General features: G+C 38.0%; 22 protein-coding genes and 1 pseudogene. 11 read left to right on the top strand and 12 right to left on the bottom strand.

The features are described 5' to 3' along the window. Nucleotides 1-436: 436 nt before the first annotated feature. The 10 genes and pseudogenes from NXX38_RS01425 to NXX38_RS01380 form a co-directional block, all read right to left on the bottom strand. Nucleotides 437-1,102, bottom strand: coding sequence for a hypothetical protein (locus NXX38_RS01425; protein ID WP_258978430.1), 666 nt, complete (start codon nt 1,100-1,102; stop codon nt 437-439). Beyond that, nucleotides 1,099-1,689: a hypothetical protein gene (locus NXX38_RS01420; protein WP_258978429.1), complete on the bottom strand. Its 591-nt coding sequence runs from the start codon at nt 1,687-1,689 to the stop codon at nt 1,099-1,101. Before NXX38_RS01420 ends, NXX38_RS01425 begins: the two co-directional genes overlap by 4 nt. Beyond that, nucleotides 1,649-4,024, bottom strand: coding sequence for a class I SAM-dependent DNA methyltransferase (locus NXX38_RS01415; RefSeq protein ID WP_258978428.1), 2,376 nt, complete (start codon nt 4,022-4,024; stop codon nt 1,649-1,651). Before NXX38_RS01415 ends, NXX38_RS01420 begins: the two co-directional genes overlap by 41 nt. A gap of 333 nt (nt 4,025-4,357) precedes the next feature. Further along, nucleotides 4,358-5,286: pseudogene (locus NXX38_RS01410) on the bottom strand (DUF5712 family protein). Nucleotides 5,287-5,289: 3 nt separating this feature from the next. Next, complete coding sequence (locus NXX38_RS01405) at nt 5,290-5,877, bottom strand: BfmA/BtgA family mobilization protein (protein WP_258978427.1); 588 nt, start codon at nt 5,875-5,877, stop codon at nt 5,290-5,292. A 284-nt stretch (nt 5,878-6,161) separates the two neighbouring features. Next, nucleotides 6,162-6,494: a helix-turn-helix domain-containing protein gene (locus NXX38_RS01400; RefSeq protein ID WP_258978426.1), complete on the bottom strand. Its 333-nt coding sequence runs from the start codon at nt 6,492-6,494 to the stop codon at nt 6,162-6,164. Between the two features lie 249 nt (nt 6,495-6,743). Beyond that, entirely contained in the window at nt 6,744-7,274 is a 531-nt protein-coding gene (locus NXX38_RS01395) for a dihydrofolate reductase family protein (RefSeq protein ID WP_258978425.1), read from the bottom strand. A 301-nt stretch (nt 7,275-7,575) separates the two neighbouring features. Next, the gene (locus NXX38_RS01390; protein ID WP_258978424.1) at nt 7,576-8,424 is read right to left on the bottom strand and encodes an RteC domain-containing protein; all 849 of its coding nucleotides are present in this window, start codon (nt 8,422-8,424) and stop codon (nt 7,576-7,578) included. Beyond that, nucleotides 8,421-9,062 (bottom strand): CatB-related O-acetyltransferase, encoded by a 642-nt coding sequence (locus NXX38_RS01385; RefSeq protein ID WP_258978422.1) that lies wholly within the window; start codon nt 9,060-9,062, stop codon nt 8,421-8,423. Before NXX38_RS01385 ends, NXX38_RS01390 begins: the two co-directional genes overlap by 4 nt. Before the next feature lie 390 nt (nt 9,063-9,452). Beyond that, on the bottom strand, nt 9,453-11,504 hold the full coding sequence (locus tag NXX38_RS01380; protein ID WP_258978421.1) for a UvrD-helicase domain-containing protein: 2,052 nt from the start codon (nt 11,502-11,504) through the stop codon (nt 9,453-9,455). A 136-nt stretch (nt 11,505-11,640) separates the two neighbouring features. On the opposite strand from NXX38_RS01380, the gene NXX38_RS01375 reads away from it, so the two are divergent. Continuing rightward, nucleotides 11,641-12,225, top strand: a complete 585-nt coding sequence (locus NXX38_RS01375; protein WP_258978420.1) for a nucleotidyltransferase domain-containing protein — start codon at nt 11,641-11,643, stop codon at nt 12,223-12,225. 1 nt (nt 12,226) lies between these two features. Here the strand turns inward: NXX38_RS01375 and NXX38_RS01370 are convergent, their stop codons facing one another. Beyond that, nucleotides 12,227-12,991, bottom strand: coding sequence for a LuxR C-terminal-related transcriptional regulator (locus NXX38_RS01370; protein WP_258978419.1), 765 nt, complete (start codon nt 12,989-12,991; stop codon nt 12,227-12,229). A 227-nt stretch (nt 12,992-13,218) separates the two neighbouring features. On the opposite strand from NXX38_RS01370, the gene NXX38_RS01365 reads away from it, so the two are divergent. The 4 genes from NXX38_RS01365 (at nt 13,219) to NXX38_RS01350 (ending at nt 14,764) form a co-directional block, all read left to right on the top strand. Continuing rightward, entirely contained in the window at nt 13,219-13,533 is a 315-nt protein-coding gene (locus tag NXX38_RS01365) for a helix-turn-helix domain-containing protein (protein WP_258978418.1), read from the top strand. Then, nucleotides 13,520-13,813, top strand: coding sequence for a DUF3876 domain-containing protein (locus NXX38_RS01360; protein WP_258978417.1), 294 nt, complete (start codon nt 13,520-13,522; stop codon nt 13,811-13,813). Before NXX38_RS01365 ends, NXX38_RS01360 begins: the two co-directional genes overlap by 14 nt. A 37-nt stretch (nt 13,814-13,850) precedes the next feature. Beyond that, complete coding sequence (locus NXX38_RS01355; RefSeq protein WP_002560566.1) at nt 13,851-14,144, top strand: helix-turn-helix domain-containing protein; 294 nt, start codon at nt 13,851-13,853, stop codon at nt 14,142-14,144. A gap of 92 nt (nt 14,145-14,236) precedes the next feature. Further along, nucleotides 14,237-14,764, top strand: a complete 528-nt coding sequence (locus NXX38_RS01350; protein ID WP_258978415.1) for a GNAT family N-acetyltransferase — start codon at nt 14,237-14,239, stop codon at nt 14,762-14,764. 447 nt (nt 14,765-15,211) lie between these two features. On the opposite strand, the gene NXX38_RS01345 is transcribed toward NXX38_RS01350, so the two are convergent. Then, nucleotides 15,212-16,432, bottom strand: a complete 1,221-nt coding sequence (locus tag NXX38_RS01345; protein WP_258978414.1) for a site-specific integrase — start codon at nt 16,430-16,432, stop codon at nt 15,212-15,214. A 428-nt stretch (nt 16,433-16,860) separates the two neighbouring features. Between NXX38_RS01345 and NXX38_RS01340 the strand changes: the two genes are divergently transcribed. The 6 genes from NXX38_RS01340 to NXX38_RS01315 all read left to right on the top strand — a co-directional run bounded on the left by NXX38_RS01340 (nt 16,861) and on the right by NXX38_RS01315 (nt 21,886). Further along, nucleotides 16,861-18,258, top strand: coding sequence for a hypothetical protein (locus NXX38_RS01340; RefSeq protein WP_258978413.1), 1,398 nt, complete (start codon nt 16,861-16,863; stop codon nt 18,256-18,258). 517 nt (nt 18,259-18,775) lie between these two features. Beyond that, entirely contained in the window at nt 18,776-19,132 is a 357-nt protein-coding gene (locus tag NXX38_RS01335; RefSeq protein WP_258978412.1) for a helix-turn-helix domain-containing protein, read from the top strand. A 366-nt stretch (nt 19,133-19,498) separates the two neighbouring features. After that, nucleotides 19,499-19,822, top strand: a complete 324-nt coding sequence (locus tag NXX38_RS01330; protein WP_258978411.1) for a helix-turn-helix domain-containing protein — start codon at nt 19,499-19,501, stop codon at nt 19,820-19,822. A gap of 22 nt (nt 19,823-19,844) precedes the next feature. Next, nucleotides 19,845-20,918: an AAA family ATPase gene (locus NXX38_RS01325; RefSeq protein ID WP_258981836.1), complete on the top strand. Its 1,074-nt coding sequence runs from the start codon at nt 19,845-19,847 to the stop codon at nt 20,916-20,918. Nucleotides 20,919-20,994: 76 nt separating this feature from the next. Next, nucleotides 20,995-21,393, top strand: a complete 399-nt coding sequence (locus tag NXX38_RS01320) for a CHC2 zinc finger domain-containing protein (protein WP_258978410.1) — start codon at nt 20,995-20,997, stop codon at nt 21,391-21,393. Further along, nucleotides 21,353-21,886, top strand: a complete 534-nt coding sequence (locus NXX38_RS01315; RefSeq protein WP_258978409.1) for a toprim domain-containing protein — start codon at nt 21,353-21,355, stop codon at nt 21,884-21,886. Before NXX38_RS01320 ends, NXX38_RS01315 begins: the two co-directional genes overlap by 41 nt. The last annotated feature ends 26 nt before the right edge of the window (nt 21,887-21,912 follow it).

Below are 21,912 nucleotides of genomic sequence, written 5' to 3'. Positions count from 1 at the left end.
CCTTGCAGAGTTACCACGCTGATATTTAAAACTTTATACTTCTTGCTTCAAGCATATCCCATGAATTATCCCACTAATTTGCTACGTGCTTTTGCGATAGTTTGCTCATGGAGAATATTGTAGGCAAAGATATATCTTTCTTTTTGCTTTTCAAAGTTGAATGTTTTTTATTTTATAAAATTATCTTAGGAAGATAAGTCTTAGAATAGAAGTCTATATGCGAGATTTTTCAGCGGTAGAGGTAACGATTTGGCAACCATGCGTATTTCTGCGTTTTATGCTGCATTTCCTCAAATAGCTCATTGTAAAGGTACACAAATTCCGATATATCCATATAATAAAAATAAATTTTAACCTGATATCAAATGATGGAGTATCATTCCAGTCAAACAATGCAGTGTACATACCATTTGATGCGTATTGCAATGGATTGAGGCTATTCTTCTTTCAGGACATTAATCCAGAAATGAATTAATGTCAAATTGCTTGATTTTCTTTTTACTGTAGATATGGATTTTGCCCATGTTGTGTTTATGGAAAGCCCCGTTAAACATTCTTCCGTACTCCACGATTCAGAAATAGAAACATCTGTTATCCACGAATTAATGGTTGAATACCAATGGGCAAAATCTTGTTTTTCTACGAATGCAAGCATTCCGCAATTGAATAAACCTTTGCCGTGGTCTTCTCTTTTAAATCGCTCAATACCTCCTCCTGCGCCTAAAACATATTCTTTTGTTCTATCCTGTCCTCCGGGCGTAGGCAATCTTTTTGCTTCTACCGAAAATAGAGATTTTCTTGATGTTCCTTGCTCTACCGGATAAAAATAAAAATCAACCGTGCGTTGTTTGTCCGCTCCTTCAGTATAAATATCAGAATATTCACGTCCAACGCATAAGGGGATTTCCATTGTACGCAAAGTTCTCTCTAATTCGGCAACAAATTCTTGAGCATATTGAGTTTCATTCAAATTTGGTAGCAATGTATGTAGAAAAACTGGAGTTGTTTCTACAAATGATTTTTCAATCCATTGGAGTAGCTTGCCTGTAGGGATGTCAAAATCCGGCTTATTGGAATATATATGCTTATCCTCTACAATCATTCAAATGCGTGTATGTTAGCAAATGTTTTATCAGCATCTCGATATGCAATTGAGGGAAGCCAATAACGCATTTGATTAGGTTTTACAAATAGCACCTTGTTCTTTGAATAATATCTAATAATTCGAGTAGAACTAAAATGCTCGCTGACTTTAAACTTAGAAAGCCCTTCTATCTCATCTGAATAATCCGTTTTTAAAATCTTAGGTTCTTTTACATCAACATCATCATATGTAAAAACAGCCCCAATGAACTTATCATCATTAAATCGAACAATATCCGATAATTTGAAAATCCTCCCATTGTCAGCATACATATGATTCAATATTCTTGAAAATTCGACACCGTAACTTTTGATTACAGAATTATTTTCCACAGGATTAAGCACAATAGAATTTTCACCACGTCTATGAAACTCTTGGGTATAATGATTTACGTCAAAAATAACCTTTTTATCTACATCGGTTAAATAAAAAGTCTGAGAAAAGAGAGGAAGCCTCATTATATCCTCTTTCAGAATCGCCGTATTTAAATTGATTAAAAGTTGGCTACTTGTGGAAAAAGTAAAAAAAACGATACAAATCAGCATAATTCTTAAAAGACTGATATATGTTTTTCAAAACATCAATATCTCTATTGTAAGAATAAATTCCTATTAATTTGTCTTTGAAAGAGAAATTCTGAGTGGAATTAAAGAAAATAGGAATTTCTTTTTCACCTATGTTTTCCTTTATGATGATATTAGGGTATTCAAAAAGTTCTCTATTTGGAATCTTGACAAATTTATCGTCTTTGTCTAAATATGGTAATTCCATCAGGTGGATACCATATTCATCAAATGCTTCTGTTGGAAGATAGGGATAAACGTAAATAAATTCCTTTGTCAATTTACCGCCTTTCCCCTTGATAAAGCCTTCTCCACTATTGCAATTCTTCTTCTTCAAATGTACTTCAAGGCTATCATAATCTAAGCACCTTTTTATTAGTGCATTAATCCTTCCACCTCCCATTAGGTTACATTTGAATATGTATGGATTAGTAGAAGCATCATTACGAGAAATAAAATGAAGATCGTATTCGTCTATTTCAAAAACGATACGTTCTTTGGTAGCTTTAGTTCTCCTAAATATCGCATGGAGAATGTTCTTCTCTATATTAGGAGATTCTTTTGTAAGGAACACAGCTGCTGCAGCAACATCAGTTCCACAATCCCACAAAGATTTATTTCTCGCTAAAGGGGTAAAATCAAGAATCTGATTTACATTATAATGTGTAAATAAAACTTTCTTATACTCGGCAGATGTAGAATTATACAACAAGCCGGATGCCTTAATTATTAAGCATAGTTGCGCTTGTGGTTTTAGCAACTGTATAGATTCAGACAGAAATTTTAATGCAATCTGATTTTGAGGAATACCTACACTTTCAGATTCACTAATAGTCCATGTTCCTAAGTTTGTAGATACTCCACCTCTCACAAAAGGCGGATTGCCGATTACAATATCAAATGATTCCTTTTCATCTTTATTTTCATCCAACCAAAGAAAGAAATCTTTATGCGATATGTTTTTCTTTGTTAAATCGTCAAACCGTAATTCATTCCAAATTTGCTTAGGAGTAAGCTCCTCGCACAATGCAATACACAAGCTAAATGCTGTTAGCTGTGTCGCCGTTTCGTTTATATCAACCCCAAATATGGAGTTATTGAGAATTTGCTTTAACTCCGATAAAGATGGGTTCTTGTATTGATTTCTTGCTCTCCACCATTGTATAAGCCGTTTGAAGGCAATTACCAAAAAAATGCCAGAACCACATGCAGGGTCAATAATTTTGAACCTATCTAAATCCTTTGTATTTTCAACAGGCATTATCTCATCAACCAACAAATTTGCAAGGTGAGATGGGGTATAGGCTGCTCCGTTTTCTGATTTTTCTTCGTCTTCTATGAATTCTTCATACAAGCGGCTTATCAATTCTACAGGAATATAATTGAAAGAATAAAGTCGCCATATCGACATTTGCCCATCACTGCTTGAATCACCACTCAAAGCATCTGCTAAGTAGGAGAATTTATTCTCATTTAATTTTTCTTTTTCATCAGCTTTCCATTCAAAGACTTTTCCATTGAAATGATTTTTGTTCAAATCTTCAAAAAAATCAAACAAACGACCATTCCTCAAAATGTCACAAAAACAGGTAGCATTAGAATACGAATTGAAAAAATTAGAAGGGAACACACGGTTCCCATATGCATCCTCTTTCTCCTCAAGATACTTTACCAATATACTTTGTACGATGAGTTTTTGTATAAGTCGCTTTTTCTCTAAATCAGCATTTTTTACAGCCTCATTAATAATAATTTTGAGATACTCAATAAGAATGCTGTACGATGAATTTTTACTGAAAGATAGTTTCTTTTTTATTGTTTCATTTTCCCAATATGCACCTGTTCTAATGTCATTGGCAAACTGGGCATTGAAAATACGATGAACTTTTGATGTTAAAGCAATTTTATCCAAATACGTTGGAACATCATTTTCCTTGTTTATTGGAGATGTTGTATCTAGTATTTTAATATCTGTTTTGGTAAACACACAAACAATAGGAACTTCCGATGAAGTCCATATCTTTTTATGAATCTCCGTTAAGACAGATTCTTCATAAGTGTGTTTTTTCGTAAAATCGTATAAGTAAACTTGAGGTATATATTTGTCTCCTATTATTTTTCGGCAAAAAATGGCATCTGCTTGAAAGATTTTTGCCTTCTCTAAGTGAAACCAAAGATTATGGATAGGAGCGTATTGATCTATATCCTTAGTGAAGAATAGACCCTCATTGAGTTCCTCGTTAAAACCAAGTTTACTCAATCCTGTTTCAAAGGCTGTTGTGAAAGATTTCATCGTATCATCACATAGTACATCCATAATTTTGCAAAGGTACGGCTTTATCTTCAAAAAACGAAATCATCCCACATAAATGTTATTAAATTCTGTCATTTAGACATTTAATGAGAGCGCTTGTTACTCAGAAGAATAATACATCTCCACCAATTTTTGTATCTCCGATTCCCGATACAGTATTTTTCTCGTATTCGCTTAATCATGCATCGTGACCACTAAAACTGACAAAAGTTATTCTCGGACAATCGGTCATTCTTGCAGGCTTCCGCCCTTCAAAACGGGCAGGGAAGCCATGAGCGGGAAATAACCGAAGTTGCGGAGAAATAACTTCTGGCACAATATAAATCCAACATTTTATCAACTTAATCTTGGTCTTTGTTTCTTCTTTTTCTTTTTCACTGGAACTTGTTCTTCCTCCTTGTTATTCGTATTAGGTGTAAGCACTCCGAAAACAGAGGATAACCCTAAATCGGTCGAATTGGAATCTTGCTTATTGGCAAACTTGCTTTCAATCATGTCTGCTTGCTTATCTGCATATCTGCCCATTTGCAAATCTTCTTTCTTTTTTTCTTTTCTCCAGCAAAATTTTGTTCAGGGGTGTTCAGTTCCCGTTCCTGCATCCGTAGTTTATCCACAATACTGCCATTTTTCATGGTGTTGCAATACTCGAATGTTTCAGATAGTTGCCGATTGTAGCCGAATAGCTTATCAAATCCTTTCTCCACTTTCTCAAATAAGGCTGTGCGGTCGAAACCACCAGTGCTAACACCTTTCTTGGTATTTCGGTGATTTGTTAGCGGACTTATTTTGACTTTGTTCGATTGGTCTTTACGGCTGACAATCAAATGGCAGTGCATATTCAGTTCGGTGTCTGACCTGTCCCGGCTGAAATGTATCTTACCGTAGAATTTTATATCTTCTGCCGATAATCCTTTATTGAAGTTCTTGGCATATTCAGGAATAACCACTTCACGGATATACCGTTTCATGGCTTCGGCTTGTTCCTGTTCCGTAGCTCCCATTGCCCGAAGCTCCTTTTCCGATGGGCTGACATGGATAGCGTAAAACTTGGCATCCGTTTTTAATAACTGACCGATATTAGAATCAATATCTTTAATCACTTGGGATTTATAGACATTATCATCCCTGAGGTTGAAAAATCCTTCGGTATAGATTCCCTGCTCCATGCGTTCCATATCCTCATGCTCGCAATAATTGCATAACTTTCGGCTACTGCCTGCATTGTTATATGTGCCGTTGGATGGTGGCGGAAAATCTATATTCATCGTTTATTCGGGGTTGATTAATTGGTAAATTTCGGCTTTCAGGCTCTCTTTTCGCTTGCCGTCCATTACTCCGCAGCCTGCCAAATCCGCATAGAGGTTTATCAACTTCAACAATTTTACATTATCTCTTTTCTGCACTTCGGATAACGTGTCGATTCGTTTACCCTGACCATTTATCACATTAGCATGTTCGGTTAATTTGTCGCTTAGCTTTTGCAGTACGGCATTGTATTTCTCTTGGTTCTTCTCCAATTGGGAAAGGACAAGCGTTTCCAAAGTCTTCACTATTCCATCGAAGCGGACAGCTATAGAATTGGTCGCCCGTATCATCGGGTTAAGTTCCTTTTCCTCGTAGTGTTTAATGAAACGGATAATATCATCCTGTCTCTTATTTATTTTCGCCAGTTCTGATTTTACAGATTCAGGTGCTTCGGATGGGTTGATATGAGCCTTATCTATATACCCAAACGCCAACTTTACAACTTCACTCTTTTTCAGTGAATAGCGTTTGCATATTTTCTCTACCAAAGCTGCTGTTTCCTTGTCTATGGAAATGGTTGTGAATATCGTTTTTCGACTGTTGTTTGGCATGGTAATTACTTTTTTATAGAAATATGAATAGATAAATACCTGACAATAAGCATTGAAAAGGAAATGCTTATTACAGGTGTCATTACAGCGTGTTCTTGTAACACGCTAAAGCCGAAGGCTTTGCCCCGCAGGGCAAGAGGGAAGAACAGGACTTGTCCAGTTCCCTCTTGCTCGATTTAGCGAAACGGGTTGCACCGATAGGTGAGGCAGTTTGTGCTAAATCGGGGTGGTGGTACAGAGGAATAGCCTGAACACAGGCTTCTTTCCTCTGCTACTTTTTGCTATCAGGGCTGATAAACCAACTGATTCGCTTTTTCAAACTGTTTGTAGGTTTGAGAATCTGCATATTCACGGACGAAAGCCCGGATGTCACTGGCTCTATAATACGTTTTCCGTCCGATGGTAAAGTAGGGAAGTACACCTTTTGCCCGATAGCGTTGCAAGGTTCTAAAAGATGCTTTCAACAGAAAGGCTAAGTCTTGATTATCTAATAGCCTTTCGTTTTCATCGAACACAGTATCGGTATTGATAAGAGATTTCAAATCTTGTCCGATCTCGGTGAGTTTCTTGGATAGCTTCTCCATCCACTTCTCGAAGTTTTCGTTGTCTATATACATTTTGCTTCAATTTTAAGTTCAACATTATTATTCTCAATCGATTGATGAAGCAAAGTTCTGCATATTGTGGAAGATGAATTGACAACCCATTGACAAGGTGGCAAAAATAAATTTGATGATTTTAAGGCTGATTAGGCTGGTTATCTCTCCCAAAAGAAGAGGAAAGAACCTAAAATGAATTATGAGTTATCAAAAAATCGAAAACTACCAAGTATCTGACAACTTGATAGTTTTCTACTTTAATTTAATTTACTTTGAATAGCTGATTAGCATAGCTCCTGAATCAAATGATTTACTGCTAATTAGTTTCCAGACAGTTTCTTTCGGCTTGTTGGGGAACAGAGCAAATCCCTGACCTAAAACTATTGGAAGATAGCAAAGTTGCATTTCATCTATTAGATCGGCATTCATCAGCATAGATACAAGTTCACCGCCACCTACCAGCCAAATATCCTTGCCTTCTTGTTTTTTCAATCTCTCTACATTATATATAATGTTTTCAGTTATGAAATGCACCTCTGCTGCTGGTGTCAGATTCACTTCATTTCGGGAAATAATATAAGAAACCTTATCTTTATAAGGCCATTCACAGCCGAAGCCTATTATATCTCTATACGTTCGACCACCCATTAGAACCGAATCAATAGACTGATATAGTTCTTTATACCCATAATCTTCATTTCCTGAGATTTGGAATTGATTCAGCCATTCTACGCCACCATCAGGTGTAGCAATATAACCATCAAGAGAAACGGCTATATACAATTTGATTTTCCTCATAATTCACTATTTTATAAGTTGTCAATACTAGAAAAAAGAAGCGTGAACCCACGCTACTTCAGATAGAGGTACTGGCATACCTTAGGTAGAAGTACGCGAGCCCACGCTATGACAAAGCATAGCATAAGCATCGCGCAAAATATCTCTACCTATATAAAAAAGTGCCAGTTTTCTATCTGAGACGTTCTGCGAACGTTATGTTATATATAAGTTTCCTCTTTAAAGGAATTACTCATTTTATTATGATGTTGATACAAAGATACGCATATTCGCCTTTTTACCAATAAAAATACGATCTGTTTTATTTCTCATCATCTTCCTCCATACGTTTAAGTAGTTTTTCTATCAATGTTTTTAAATAGAGAGTCCGATCTTTTTTTCTATTTTTCAGAGTAATATAACCACGATAGTAATCACCCAAGTCTATATTGAACATTGTACCCAACAAATCCATTATTTCTTTCACGGTTATATTACCGTTGTTAATATCTCCTGCAACATATAGAGCATAGCCAAGTTCTATCAGGAAGATTTTATTGCTAGTCCAATTTGCAGGATACGGAATTTGGGTAATAGCCTGTTTGTTTATAGCTTCCGACTGCCCCAAATTGATAATCCGTTTGTTTAGATAGATTTGAAGCATTTCATTTGCCAATATCTTAGCTATCTTATGATCGTAGCCAGTTGAAAACATGGGGTCTCGATCACATTGGAAACTATCACAACACAAACGAATATCTGCTTTTCCTCGAATGAAATAGTAGGTATCATATGTTGTCGCTTTAGAACGGTAATATTGATAAAGTTCCAGATTTCTGCGAAAGAAATATGTTAATCCACCAAGCTCGTCGTTTAGATACTCTTTTATAACATCATTACTACCGCTGGGACACTGTGATTCAATCCTGTAAACTTTGTTGAAATACAGGTATCTGCCTAAAATACTAGGTTTTAATTCTTTGAAAAAGTAGATTTCTTCCTCTGTGGAAGAAAATATATGCTCTACAGTGAGTTTCCTCAATTGATCGTATAACGGAATAATATACTTAACCATGTGCAGAGCATCATTGATGGTTATATCATTATTGAAACCGATTGATTCTATTTCAGCATCAATCTTTAAGAGCATCTCTTCTGCAAAATTCCTCATATTATATCTTTCTTAACGGTAAGTAATTCATTTAGTTTTCCTTCCATAATGTATGGTAAAGAATTGCGTATCTTATCAGAAGACCAATCCCACCATTTCAGCATGAGTAATTGTTGAATCACCTCTGCATCAAAGCGCTTTCGTATTTCACGGGCAGGAGTGCCGCCTACAATCGTATAAGGTGGAACATCTTTCGTCACTACGGTACGTGCGGCAATAATCGCTCCGTCACCAATATGAACACCCGCCATAATCACAGCTTCGTAGCCGATCCATACATCATTGCCGATCACAATATCGCCTTTATTATCCCATGCAGTAGTAATATTCGACTTCTTCAACTCCCATTCTTCATAGAATAGAGGAAAGGTATAGGTAGACAGAGACTTCTGTGTGTGATTGGCGCAATTAAACAGAAACTTCGTGCCACAGGCAATAGAACAGAACTTGCCAATGATTAACTTCTCCCGGTGGATGGGGTAATGATAAAGCACATTGTTCTTCTCAAATAGCAAGGGATCAGCTACAAAATCATTGTAAATAGTATAATCGCCAACCTCAATTTGTGGATCATTAATCACGGTATTCAGATAGACTGTTTGCTTATCTCCGGTGCGTGGATATGTTTTTGTCATCATAAGTTTTTATATGTATCAATTTATCGCTAAATAGCAAAATAGCACGACACGAGCAGACTGCATAATATAGTCTGCCAGTTCGTAAATTCATAAATGAAAAGGATGTAAAATCTCTGTGGCAAATAAATCGTTATTTGTCAAATAGCTGAATAGCTTTCTTGAAAGGGGCTATTCGCAGGAGCGTAGCTATATACAGAGTTTCATAAGAAGTTAATACTTTTGTTAGTTGATACAGTGCAAATGTATGGATAATTAAGAAACGCCAAACTATCCATTCATAAATTTCTTTTGTCTCGAAGTAAATAAATCTTTGTATCATTTCTCTCAAGGTAGTTTCCATTCTTCTAAAAATGCTCCAATATCTATATGGCTTAGTTTAATTCAATGTATTTAATAGAGTAAAAATGTTTTGTTTTTAGTGTATGTCAGCGTCAGGCGATGCATCGCCCTTGTAGTTGCCACATATAACATACTCCGGTCTATTTCCGAATGATAATTCTTACCATCTACCTGTGGGATAATAACCTCATCAAATTCCAAACCCTTTGCCATGTGTGCAGAGGTGATAATAATACCCTGCACAAAAGCAGTGCTTTGACTTGATAGGAAATGAATATCGGGAATTTGTAATTTGTCTGCCATCTCACGGGCTTGCAATTCGGTTTTGCAGATAATCCCCAGCGATTTGTAGGCGGATGCCTGATAGGTGGCAATTAATTCTTTAATAGCAGATAGTTCTTCTTTCTCATTATTATATTGTAATACTTTCGGTTTCTCTCCATGTCGTGCGACTGGTTCAAGATCGGTATTTGTCCGTATTTTCTGTGCAAAATCAGTGATTTCACAAGTAGAACGGTAGCTTTTGCACAGCTTCATCACTTCACCTGTGACAAGGGCTTTCTGAATCATATCCGCAGTAGACGAGCCGTAAGGATTGACCGACTGGCTGGCATCGCCCAACACCGTTTTCCGGCAAGGGAATAGCTTTTGCATTACCTTGTACTGAATTGGAGGATAATCTTGCATTTCATCTATCAGCAAATGTTTGACGCAGTTCTTAGTACTACCTTCCAAAGCGATATGCAGATATGCCAATGGTGCTAGGTCGGCATATTCAAGCGTGTGGCTCTTCCGCATTTTAAACAGTTCCGGTTTATCCATCCATGCAAAGAAATCTTTATAGACTTGCAGGTCATTGTTTCCAGCAAACATTCGCTTGATTTCTTTTTTTAGGAAATTCCGTTCCGCAGTCGTCACTGTGAAAGTGTACTGTACTTTCATCATATCGAGAATATAATCCGTCATTGCCTCGAACCGTTGGCGCATGGGGTATCGGTTGAAACGGTGGAATTGCTCTTCGATAAATTCAGCCGGGACGGTGATATGTTTGGTTAGTTTCACATCTTCCGCCCTAAAATAGTGGTTTTCGATGTGCAGAATGAAGCGATCCAAACTTGCGATGAAATCGAAAGAGGATTTATATTCGATTCGCTTGATAAAGTCCGGTGTTGGTTTTGTCAGCAATTCATTCACTTGCTCAAAAAAGCTCAGGTATTTGTATTTGTGATTCAACACTTCGAAAAGTATCTGTTCCATGCTGGTTTCGGGTACGGTTTCTTCGCCCAATTCGGGCAGGATGTTAGAAATGTAATCGGCAAACACCTTATTCGGAGAAATAATCAATATGTCTTTTGAAGAGATACTATCCTGAAAAGCATACAGCAAGTAGGCGATGCGGTGCAGGGCAATAGAAGTTTTGCCCGAACCTGCTACACCCTGAATAATGAGCGTTCGGGCTTCCTCATTACGGATAATCCGGTTTTGTTCTCGCTGGATGGTGGCAACGATGTTCTTCATCTTATCATCTGCATTAATACTCAGTTCCTTTTGCAGAATTTCATCGTGAACAGTCAAGGCACTTTCAATCATAAATTCCATCTTTCCTGCCCGGATTCGGTATTGGCGTTTCAGGGAAATCTTCCCGGTAATCTCTCCCGATGGGGATTGATAAGATGCTTCGCCTAGTTCGTAATCGTAGAACATACTCGAAATAGGCGCCCGCCAATCATAAATCAGGGTTGTCCGGCTTTCAGTATCGTGAAAGGTATGGATGCCGATATAAACAGGGATTATCGAACGGTCCTCGTTCTTCTGTTGAAAGTCGATTCGACCGAAGTAGGGAATATCCACTATTTTGGCAAGCCGTTGGCGTTTGTCGATTACACTTTCGCCTATGGCAAAATGATTCAGGATGCTTTCACGCATGGAGCGTATCTCATGCGGATCAATATCTTTATTACTCCAAAGATAGTCTTTGTACTCTGCCAACGTATCAACATGGTCTTTCACGGACACATCGGTATGGCTGATTACCTGCTTCAGCCGATTGATTATTTGCTGCAAATAGCTTATTTCTTGCTTCTCTGTTTGATTGAATACCATAGTAGTTTACTGCTAAATGATGAAAATAGGTTCAAAAACGGTGCGCAAAATTACGGCAATCCATTGGGATAGGAAATGGCTATTTATAGCTATATCCCAATAAGTTTTATATCTTTGCACGCTCAAAATGAATGATATGGATATTCTTGAACTTGCTCTACATAATCAGCAAACCGCTTGGACGATACTGGAACACACCGGTATTATTCCGGCATGGCAACGCATTGGGGCAACTGTTCATTTGGTAGGCTCGCTCAAATCCGGTCTGCTGGCAAAGAGCAAAGATATAGACCTGCATATCTATACCGATAGACTGGATACTGCAGCCAGCTTTTCTGTGATGCAGGAACTTGCTGAACGGCTCTCTTTAAAGGAAGTCCAATATAAGAATTTGATTCAGACAGAAGAAGAATGCATCGAATGGCACGCCCTATACGAAGACGAGGAACTGAATACATGGAAGTTCGATATGATTCACATCCGCAAGAATTCAAAATATGATGGGGTGGTGGAACGTGTGACTGCTGCCATTATGAACCGTCTTACTCCTGAACTTCGGAAAACGATCATTCAAATAAAATTCGATGTGCCCGATGGCGTACAGATACCCGGCATAGAAATATACCATGCTGTTTTTGCTGGTGGCGTTCGTAGTTACGAAGAACTGGAACAGTATCGCAAAACAAATCCATTGACGAACAGCCTGGACTGGCTACCGTAAATCAATAGAGGATTCCGAAACTTTCTGCCCGGTTGATGGCTTCGATTACATTATCGACATTCAGCTTTGCCAATATATTCTTGCGGTGATTATTCACCGTGTAAATACTAAGATTCAGCTTAGATGCAATCTCCTTGCTCAAAAATCCTTGTCGGATTAGGATCAGTATCTCTTTCTCCCGTTTGGTTAGTTGTTGGTCTGCCGGAACTATTCCCGATGCAAGTATTTCGCCCGTTTTCCGATTGATAACCGTCCGCTTGATTCGCTCCGTAGACGTTTGATCGGGTGAAAGATCCATCACCCCCATAATCATCCACGCCTTTCCGTTCTTATCCTTCTGAATGACTTGATGACGACTGATAACATTTACATATTCCTGCCGGGCATTCAGCATACGAATTTGGAATATCTGCTGATAATTATTTCTTTCTTCCTGCGGAAGTGAATAGATGAACTGCCCATGCTCAATCTGGTGTTCGATGATTTGCGTCCGGTCTTCTGGGTGAATCCGTTCCTCCAACAAATCACCTTGCTTTCGGATTGTCTTTATCCACGTAGGGTTATATCCGAATATGTTAGCGAAATTGTCGGATGCAAAATCGTACCTCTCTTTGAAAACATCCACCGTGAAGATGCAACTTTGGCTCAACTGTGAGAATGCCTGTATGGATGCTCTGCGTTCATTCCATAAATCATAGTTCACATCAAGACTGCTAATCTGCTGTCTTGCCCATAATTCTTCGGGGGTTATCTTATTGGTAGTCATGCGGCAAAGATAAGCGATAAATCTTTTCGTATCTCTATTTTCATTTAACTTTCTATGTAAATGCGCTCAAAAAACGAATATCCTATTAGTATATTCCAAATGAATTGAGCCAGAGGTAGACAGGATATACCACTTTCAGACAGTTTTGAAAACGGCTCTTGATTCTTCTTTCATTTGCCGATGAAAATAGAATCAATACGTTTTATAAACCATTAAAAATTAAAAGTATGGAAGTAGTAACCATTGAAAAGAGAACTTTTTCGTATGTCTGCGAGAGGTTCACAGAGTTTGCCAAACGGATAGAAAGTTTGTGCAACACTCATACTCAGAAAGTAGAAAACTGGCTGGATAGTCAGGAAGTATGCCTGTTGTTAGGATTTAGTAAACGAACACTGCAATATTACCGAAGTAGTGGGCGGCTGGCTTATTCTCAAATAGGAAGTAAGATTTATTATAAATCTTCCGATATTGAAAGGATTATTGCTGACAGTGAAACACAGAATCAATCACCCAAACAAGCCACGCCTTATGAAAAGAACTAAAGAAGATTATCCGTTTTTCAACCTGTTTTCCATTGTCGGCACATGGGAAAGTATAAATCTGAATCCTACGGTTATCATTTACCGGAACGATAAAAATTATCTTCTCTCTATTATCTATGTATCGGAAACCACTAAACAGGCTTCACCCGCTACGTATGAGATACAGCAAGATGGTAGCCAGTATTTTATTGCCACTGCATCCAAACGGCTTTATGTAGATTATGATTCGGCAAAAGATGTACTTAGTATTTCATCGCTGGGTGACTATCTGCGTAACTAACCAGCTATCTAGCCATCTTGAAATCAATCTTTCAATCATGGAACTAATAAATAAAGATACCCCACAAGTCAAAGAATTTATTTCTTCGCTCGATTCGATGCTGAATGGCATTGAATCTATAGTCAAGCATTACAAGCCTCACCTGAACGGGGAACGCTTTCTTTCCAACCATGAAGTTTCCAAGAAACTGAATGTCAGTCTGCGAACCCTCCAAGAATGGAGAGATACAGGATTAATCCCCTTTATCCAGATAAAAGGAAAAATCATCTATCGCCAAAGTGATATTGATAAACTGCTCCAAAAGCACTACTTTGAAAGCTGGAAAGAATAACTATCTAAAAAAATATGATTTCCACTATTTTAAAAGGAAATCTCTTTTATTAAAGTGGAAATTATACCTTTGCATCCCAAACAGTTGAAGTTATGAAGTTTGTAATAGAATCCGGTACACCTGCCGACATTGACGAATTAGAAAAGTTGTATGATGATCTGAATGATTATCTATCAGCTACTACCAATTATCCCGGATGGATAAAAGGCATTTATCCTATCCGAGAAGATGCAGTTACTGGCATAGAAAATAATACTCTTTTTGTTGTCAGGCATGACGGAAAGATAGCAGGCTCTATCATCTTAGACCATCATCCCGATGAAGCCTATAATAATGTAAGGTGGAAAATAGAAGCAGACTACAGTCGTATTTTTGTGATACGCACTTTTGTGGTGCATCCCTCATTCTTAAAAATGGGTATTGGTCGTACTTTGATGGACTATTCGTTCGAACTAGCTCAACAATCAGGCATAAAATCTATCCGTTTGGATGTGTATGAGAATAACCTTCCGGCAATCTCCCTCTATGAGAAATGTGGTTTTGAATACATTGATACCGTAGATTTAGGCTTTGGCAGTTATGGGCTGGATTGGTTCAAACTGTATGAGAAACTTGTTTAAACTCTATTCAAGTGAAAGACGTTTTCCTCATGCCAGCCCCGAAAACATTGTTTTTCGGAATTTAATTTGAATCATTGACTTTTTCCAGTGAAGTATTTAGTCTGTGCAAGTCTTTAGATAAAAATACGCTCGAAATGCAATGAGAGGAAGATTTTTATCTAAACCGAAGGCTTGGACTTGAACAGGCTAAATACGGAACTGACCTTTGTCAATGTTTCATATTGAGTTCTGGAAAATTCACAATATAAGGAATAGAAATAAGCGGTTTTTTTATTCTAAACTGCACTATTATGGTTAAAATAAGTTTTCTAACTGCGCTATTTCTATAAGTTTAAATACCATTTTCTTGTTAAGATGCGGTATTATAAGAATATCCCGTTCTATCATTGTGACAGAACGGGATATTTCTTGTAGATATACTATCAAATTAATAATATTTGGTTCTTACTATATAGCCAACTCTGACAAACAGCTATTAACTTTCTGCATATCCTTTAGAATATTCTGATCCAATACCCGTGCATAGTGTTTTGTTACGCTGGTATCTGCATGACCTAACATCTTAGCTACGTTCTCCATACTTACGCCATTCGCTAGGCAAATGCTTGTGGCATAGCTGTGTCGGGCTGAATGTGTGCACAGATTTTTCTGTAATCCGCATACATCGGCAATCTCTTTCAAATAACTGTTCATACGCTGATTGCTCAAAACAGGCAATAGTTTTCCGGTACATTCTGCCACATTTTTATACTTTTCCAGTATAGAAGCTGCTACAGGTAGCACAGGAATATTGCACATGATTTTTGTCTTTTGACGGTTTTTCCTTATCCAAAGCTCCCCTTTATTGTCCCTTACTAAGTGTTCAGGCGATAAATCTTTCACATCGCTGAACGCCAATCCGGTAAAAATGCAAAAAACAAAAATATCCCGTACCTGTTCTACTCGCTTAATCGTGAACTCTTTGGCGAGGATGATTTTAATTTCGTCCATCGTCAGGAATTCAGGATCGGTTTCTTCCAACTTAAAGCGATAGTAAGCGAATGGATCTTTCTTAATCCAGTCGTTTTCCAAAGCAATGCGGATAATCTTCTTCAAGTTCTTTAGTCGGGTGATAGCAGAATTCTGCGCACAACCTTTTTCAATCTTCAAGAAAGCATCAAACTTAGAAATGAAATTCGCTTCCAAGTTATTCAGGGGGATATCCGATAGCTGATATTCTTTCTTAATGAATTCCTCCAAATATCGGGTAGTGGTTTCATACCGTTGCACCGTCTTACTAACAAAGTCTTTGCCAATCAACTTACGGCTTTGTTCGTTATGCTCCCTGAATACCTGCAATAGCGTTTTGTTATCTTCATCCATACCATAAAATAACTTTCTCACCAGATCAACATTGATAACCTTGTCGGAAGTTTCCAGTTCCCTATAAATTTGATGTATGCGTGAACGTGTGATTTCTAAGTAGTGGTTTAGTTCCACCGACATACGGTCTTTGCCTTTTGAGTTTTCTTTTGCCTGATTCCATAAGTTCACAGGGCAGCTTCTTTTGATAGAAATATCTACCATACAGCCGTTTACTGTGATTCTCATGCACACGGGTGCTTCACCGTTCTTTAATAATTTGCCTTTCTTGATGAAGAACAATACAGAAAATGATTTTCTAGCCATTTTTACATCGTTTTTAGAGTTACAAAACTATGTATTCTCTTCCAAAGTAGTGCTACGCAAAATGCTATGAATCAGTGAGAAAGATGCAAATTCGTGGGACTTTTTCCGATTGAATTTTAGTCCCACGATTTATCCACCGATAATATGCTTGAAACGGCTATTTTCTGCTACCTGCTAGAAAAAAGAAATCCCCGATAATGCTTGATTATCAGGGATTTGCTTGATTTTTCTTTTGTTTTCAGTGATCCGCCTGGGATTCGTTAATTGAATGTAGTTGAAATGAAATTTAATGTATATAAACTGATCATCAGTTGTTTATGATTTATTTTATTGTATCGCATTGAATTTATGTGGTGCAAATTTGTGATTCTGTGGTGCAAAATCGCTATCTTTGCACCACGGAGAAAATAATCAAAATTCAATAAGTTATGGAACGAGTTACCATCTTTTTAAGGACAACAAAAACGGAAGGCGATATCAAGTTGCGTTTCCGTTTGCGTGATGGCAGGGAAGTTGACCTGTATCATAAAAGTGAGATCAGAGCTGCTCTGAAAGATATGGCTAAGTTTGATGAAAATGGTAATGTCAAATCAAAAGTTTCGGTTTTTAATAAGGAGCTCAAACTGGCCATTGATCATGAAATGGATGCCATATATGCTGCATATCATTTTTTGTGTGAGAAGATGCAGAAAGGACATATCAATGGTGAGATATTTGAGGATGCAATTGACTCGCTACTGAATCCGGATACTCGAAGTCAGAAGAGAACTGAAATAACCATGCTTGAACGGTTTGACAGATTTATTGTGGATGGTTATCGGGATGGTATATTTGCTGAAGGACGTATGAAGCACTATCGTGTTGTATATGGTGCGCTGGAACGATTTCTGGCGATAAAGAATTTCAGAAGCATAACTCCCATTGAGTTTACCGCCGACATGCTGATGGACCTACGTTACTTTTTTACGAATGAATATGAATATGTGGAAAAATATTCCTACTTATACGAGGGTAAAATAGAACGTGATATTCCTCGTCAGCCCAGAGATATGAACACGACCATCACCAAGCTGAAAAAGCTGCAAGCATTTTTCAATGAGTTGGAAGATAAGGAGGAAATTATAGCTTCTCCATTTCGTAAGTTAGGGAAGAAAAGAAAGGCCGCCGTTTTGAAAGAACGCTATGACGAACCGGTATATCTTTATAAAGATGAATTATTGAAGGTAATGCATACGGAAGTTCCTGCCACGCTTCAGGAAACTAAAGAATGCTTTCTGCTGCAATGTGCTTTTGGTTGTCGTATCGCAGATTTCCAGGCATTGTCTATGAGCAAAATCAAAGTAACCGATAATGGTATTCCCTTCATACATTACCTACCGAAGAAGACTCTGCGTGAAAATGTAGAGAATACCGAAATTGAAACTCCTATCATGCGTTATGCTCTTGACTTGATTAAGAAGTGGCAGTTCAATTTTCCGATATTGAAATATGTTACTGGCAAAAGCGGATATAACGCCAAGATAAAGTTACTACTGCAATACTGCGGAATTGACCGTGAGTGTAAGGTTTTTGATGACGAACTGAATGACAATATATATGAACCGCTGTATACATTTGGTAGCAGTAAACTTTGCCGGAAGACACACGTGGATATAATGAACAAGGTACAAGTAAATATGTATGCCGCTGGTCTGCACAAGGAAGGTAGCCAGGCTGTAAACCGCTATACGAAAATGGAAATGAAAGACCATTTCGCATTGATGTGTGTAGCTTTTGACCAGCCTATATATAAGGTAGATAAGGAGTTGAATGTAATTAATGAATAATGCAGGAAATAGGGTAGCTATTCTCAAAGGCTATCAGAACTTTGGTTGCCAATTTTCGACACAGGGCAGGAAAGGATATTGTGAAAAGTATCATTGCAAATAGCATCTAAAGCTACATTTTGCACTAAAAATAAAATCAGGTTAATCATCTTACGTTAAAGATTGTTAGCCTGATTTCTGTTTTATCTGTATACCTTACCTGTTTTTTAGTGTCTATCAATGAGGTAATGTGGCACTTAATCTATTATCCTACTGACTGACACGAATAAAAGAAGACTACTAGTCTATTGAATGGATTTACAGCGTATAATTATATATGTCTTCTGTCTATATCACTATTTTCTCAGAAGTTAAAACGAGTGGACTATAGACTGTATATTTGTACATACCTGCGAGTGTACAAATGAATAAAACATATCAGAAATTCAGTCTGTTAAGCTGTGTTTCAGGGTTTTGCAATCTTGTTTTTCTACCTTAGTTTTGCATCTGTCAAAGCCGTTATCTCATCATATAACGTGTGGAGACTGGTGTAGGTGCAGCGGCGAATGTCTCGCTAATGATGGCTGCTAACAAACCTACCTGTAAAAGCACGATGGAAGAATTTAGAAATCAAAATTCGCAATTACTCATGATTGTATCTCAGGGTGATTTGGAACGTGTAGTTCAAAAGGCCATTGGAGAGTTACTTGACCAACGTGAGAATAAATCGGAAGTATATCTGACAGCCGAAGAAACCGCTAAACGATTGAAAGTAGATCGGTCTACCCTGTGGCGTTGGAATAAGGAGGGTTATCTTGTTTCTACTAAAGTGGGCAGTAAGGTTCGCTACAAATTGTCTGATGTGGAAAGTATACAAAAGGGTGAAGTCTTATGAGTGGAAGTAGAGTCATTCTGTCATTCACTGATAGCATTTATGAATTAGAAAGTAATTCCTCCCTCCTAGCTGTTCACTATGCCTAACAATATAAATTGTATTGTTCTGTTGGTGGCATTATCAATTACCACAATTACCAGAGAAGAAATAGAGGGAAAAATAAGAAATAGAGCATCCCACCTTGATAGTTAGCCTGATAACAGCATAGTATCAAGGCTGTAAGTGTCTTTGGCTTTTATGTTCCAACTAACTTTGTCCTTCGGAACCGGTTTCAGAGTGAACGGAGGGAAAGAACCTCTCATGTATAACATTTTAATTAAGCAAAAACGATGACAAGGAAAAAATATAGAAAATGAAGAGACTATCATGTGCTCCTCCTGTCTGGTGAAGTTAAGCTACATCATTGCACAGATAGAAAAAATAGAGAGTGCCCTCTATTGCATTAAAGGTACACTCAACTTTAAAGAAGCTCGTGAATATCTCGACCTATCCAACAGTCAGCTTTACAAGTTGACAAAGAACGGTGACATACCGTATTATAAACCGACCGGCAAGTTGATCTATTTTAACAAGCAAGAATTGGATGAATGGGTGTGTCAGAATCATTCAGAGACGAATGCAACGTGTGAAGGAATAATTGCCGGTATACATAAGGATTGTAATTGCCACAACGAGAAATCAAATGGCTGATTCAAAAGGAGGACTTCAAATCATGATTGAGAACAAAAAGATAAGTTTGGGTGAAGATATAGACGAAAGTGCCTTTGAGCAGATTTTGGAATTCATCCGACTTAGAGTAACGGATGTTTATGCTTATCCGCCGGAGATCGTTCAAGTGGACGGTATTACCATTGCCACGCTGGGGAACTTCAGTGCATCGACCGGGAAACCGAAGAGCAAAAAAACGTTCAATGTGTCGGCTATCGTGGCCTCGGCATTATCCGGAAAGGAAGTGTTGCGCTACAAAGCGACCTTGCCGAAAGAAAAACATAAGGTTCTGTATGTAGATACAGAACAGAGTAAATGCCATTGTCATAAGGTTTTGGAACGAATACTGACATTGGCCGGAATACCCACTGACCGTGAGAATGAACGACTGGAGTTCTTTATGCTTCGGGAATATTCACCCAAACACAGAAGACAAATCATTAACCTGGCACTAGAAACAGACCCGAATATCGGATTCGTGGTGATTGACGGGATTCGTGACCTCATGTATGACATCAACAATCCCAGTGAATCGGTAGAGCTTATCAATGACCTGATGCGATGGTCCAGTATGCACGACCTACATATCCATACGGTACTGCATCTAAATAAAGGTGATGACAATACCCGTGGGCACATAGGTACGGAGCTGAATAATAAGGCTGAAACAATACTTCAAGTAACAAAAAGCCCGTTTGATAGCAGTATCAGTCAAGTGAAGGCCATGCACATCCGGGAGAAAGAGTTTACTCCGTTCGCATTTAAAATCAATAGTGAAGCATTGCCCGAACTGGTGGACAATTATGCGTTTGAGGCAGAACGGAAACCTCTATTTGAAGTCTTGACGGATGAGCAACACGTGAGCGCATTGGAAAGTGTTTTTTCGGAGGACCCAATTGTCGGGTATGAGAATATGCTCAAATCCCTGCAAAAAGGTTATGAGACCATCGGCTATAAACGGGGGCGGAACGTGTGCGTGGAGCTGAATAAGTTCCTGATGGGAAAAGGGGTAATAGTCAAAAAGGACAAGACCTACTCTTACGAACCTAAAGCCTTTGAGAGTGAGGAACCCATATAGAATGAAAAGAAGTTTAGTTTACTCCGGGGCTATATATGGTAAATCTATGTCGAACTGTAATAAAAACTAAGAAAGTATGAACATCGCTCAAATAAAACAAATAGACCTGGTGGACTATTTGAAAGCCATTGGTTTTTCGCCGACAAAGGAGTCGGCAAAGTCTGCTTGGTATCATGCTCCTTATCGAGAAGATCGAACACCGTCATTCAAAGTCAATAAAGACAAAAATATGTGGTACGACTTTGGAACGGCTCAAAATGGTGACATCATTGATTTGGCGGAACTGCTCTACCAATCAAAAGATGTGTCACGATTGCTCAAGTTCATAGAGGGTGCAGCACCGGCACTGGCTCCCCGAATTAGAACGCCTATATCTCCGAATGGAGAACGGCTACCGGATCAGTTCAGAAATATAAAAGTGGTGGACTTGAATCATGGAAGCATTGAAATCATATCTGCAATCCCGTGGTATTGATTTAGATATTGGGGAATGCGAATGTCAGGAAGTACATTATACCTGTAGTAAAAAAGAATACTTTGCTGTTGCTTTCCCGAATATTGGCGGTGGATATGAAATTCGCAATCCTTATTTCAAAGGGTGTATTGCGCCAAAGGATATATCTATTATCCGAAAATCAGAAAGGTTGAGACGTGGTTGCTGTTGTCTTTTTGAGGGTTTTATGGATTATCTTTCCTACCTGACATTGGTAAAGCTAGGAAGAATTACCGAAGGAAGCGAATTTATGGATTATGTCGTTCTGAACTCGGTAAGCAATATAAATAGGGTCATCGAGACAATTAAAAAATATGAAGTCATTCATTGCTATCTTGACAATGATGATGCCGGAAGGCGAGCTGTGGACACCTTGCAGGAATTATTTGGTAATAGAGTGTGTGATATGTTTGCGGCTCATCCGCTTTACAAGGATCTGAATGATTTCTTGCGAAACAAAAATAAATTTCCATAATGGTAGTAATATATAGATATTATTTT

The sequence above is a fragment of the Bacteroides sp. BFG-637 genome (assembly GCF_024793605.1).
In the GTDB taxonomy this organism is placed as follows: Bacteria; Bacteroidota; Bacteroidia; order Bacteroidales; family Bacteroidaceae; genus Bacteroides; species Bacteroides vicugnae.
The sequence above is the reverse complement of the archived record's forward strand: the minus strand, read 5'-3'. Positions and strand labels throughout refer to the sequence as shown.

Excerpts from the sequence above, each read along its gene's own strand:
- NXX38_RS01425 (WP_258978430.1), bottom strand. The coding sequence starts at position 1,102 with ATGATTGTAGAGGATAAGCATATATATTCCAATAAGCCGGATTTTGAC.
- NXX38_RS01420 (WP_258978429.1), bottom strand. The coding sequence starts at position 1,689 with ATGCTGATTTGTATCGTTTTTTTTACTTTTTCCACAAGTAGCCAACTT.
- NXX38_RS01415 (WP_258978428.1), bottom strand. The coding sequence starts at position 4,024 with ATGGATGTACTATGTGATGATACGATGAAATCTTTCACAACAGCCTTT.
- NXX38_RS01405 (WP_258978427.1), bottom strand. The coding sequence starts at position 5,877 with ATGCCAAACAACAGTCGAAAAACGATATTCACAACCATTTCCATAGAC.
- NXX38_RS01400 (WP_258978426.1), bottom strand. The coding sequence starts at position 6,494 with ATGTATATAGACAACGAAAACTTCGAGAAGTGGATGGAGAAGCTATCC.
- NXX38_RS01395 (WP_258978425.1), bottom strand. The coding sequence starts at position 7,274 with ATGAGGAAAATCAAATTGTATATAGCCGTTTCTCTTGATGGTTATATT.
- NXX38_RS01390 (WP_258978424.1), bottom strand. The coding sequence starts at position 8,424 with ATGAGGAATTTTGCAGAAGAGATGCTCTTAAAGATTGATGCTGAAATA.
- NXX38_RS01385 (WP_258978422.1), bottom strand. The coding sequence starts at position 9,062 with ATGATGACAAAAACATATCCACGCACCGGAGATAAGCAAACAGTCTAT.
- NXX38_RS01380 (WP_258978421.1), bottom strand. The coding sequence starts at position 11,504 with ATGGTATTCAATCAAACAGAGAAGCAAGAAATAAGCTATTTGCAGCAA.
- NXX38_RS01375 (WP_258978420.1), top strand. The coding sequence starts at position 11,641 with ATGGATATTCTTGAACTTGCTCTACATAATCAGCAAACCGCTTGGACG.
- NXX38_RS01370 (WP_258978419.1), bottom strand. The coding sequence starts at position 12,991 with ATGACTACCAATAAGATAACCCCCGAAGAATTATGGGCAAGACAGCAG.
- NXX38_RS01365 (WP_258978418.1), top strand. The coding sequence starts at position 13,219 with ATGGAAGTAGTAACCATTGAAAAGAGAACTTTTTCGTATGTCTGCGAG.
- NXX38_RS01360 (WP_258978417.1), top strand. The coding sequence starts at position 13,520 with ATGAAAAGAACTAAAGAAGATTATCCGTTTTTCAACCTGTTTTCCATT.
- NXX38_RS01355 (WP_002560566.1), top strand. The coding sequence starts at position 13,851 with ATGGAACTAATAAATAAAGATACCCCACAAGTCAAAGAATTTATTTCT.
- NXX38_RS01350 (WP_258978415.1), top strand. The coding sequence starts at position 14,237 with ATGAAGTTTGTAATAGAATCCGGTACACCTGCCGACATTGACGAATTA.
- NXX38_RS01345 (WP_258978414.1), bottom strand. The coding sequence starts at position 16,432 with ATGGCTAGAAAATCATTTTCTGTATTGTTCTTCATCAAGAAAGGCAAA.
- NXX38_RS01340 (WP_258978413.1), top strand. The coding sequence starts at position 16,861 with ATGGAACGAGTTACCATCTTTTTAAGGACAACAAAAACGGAAGGCGAT.
- NXX38_RS01330 (WP_258978411.1), top strand. The coding sequence starts at position 19,499 with ATGTGCTCCTCCTGTCTGGTGAAGTTAAGCTACATCATTGCACAGATA.
- NXX38_RS01325 (WP_258981836.1), top strand. The coding sequence starts at position 19,845 with ATGATTGAGAACAAAAAGATAAGTTTGGGTGAAGATATAGACGAAAGT.
- NXX38_RS01320 (WP_258978410.1), top strand. The coding sequence starts at position 20,995 with ATGAACATCGCTCAAATAAAACAAATAGACCTGGTGGACTATTTGAAA.
- NXX38_RS01315 (WP_258978409.1), top strand. The coding sequence starts at position 21,353 with ATGGAAGCATTGAAATCATATCTGCAATCCCGTGGTATTGATTTAGAT.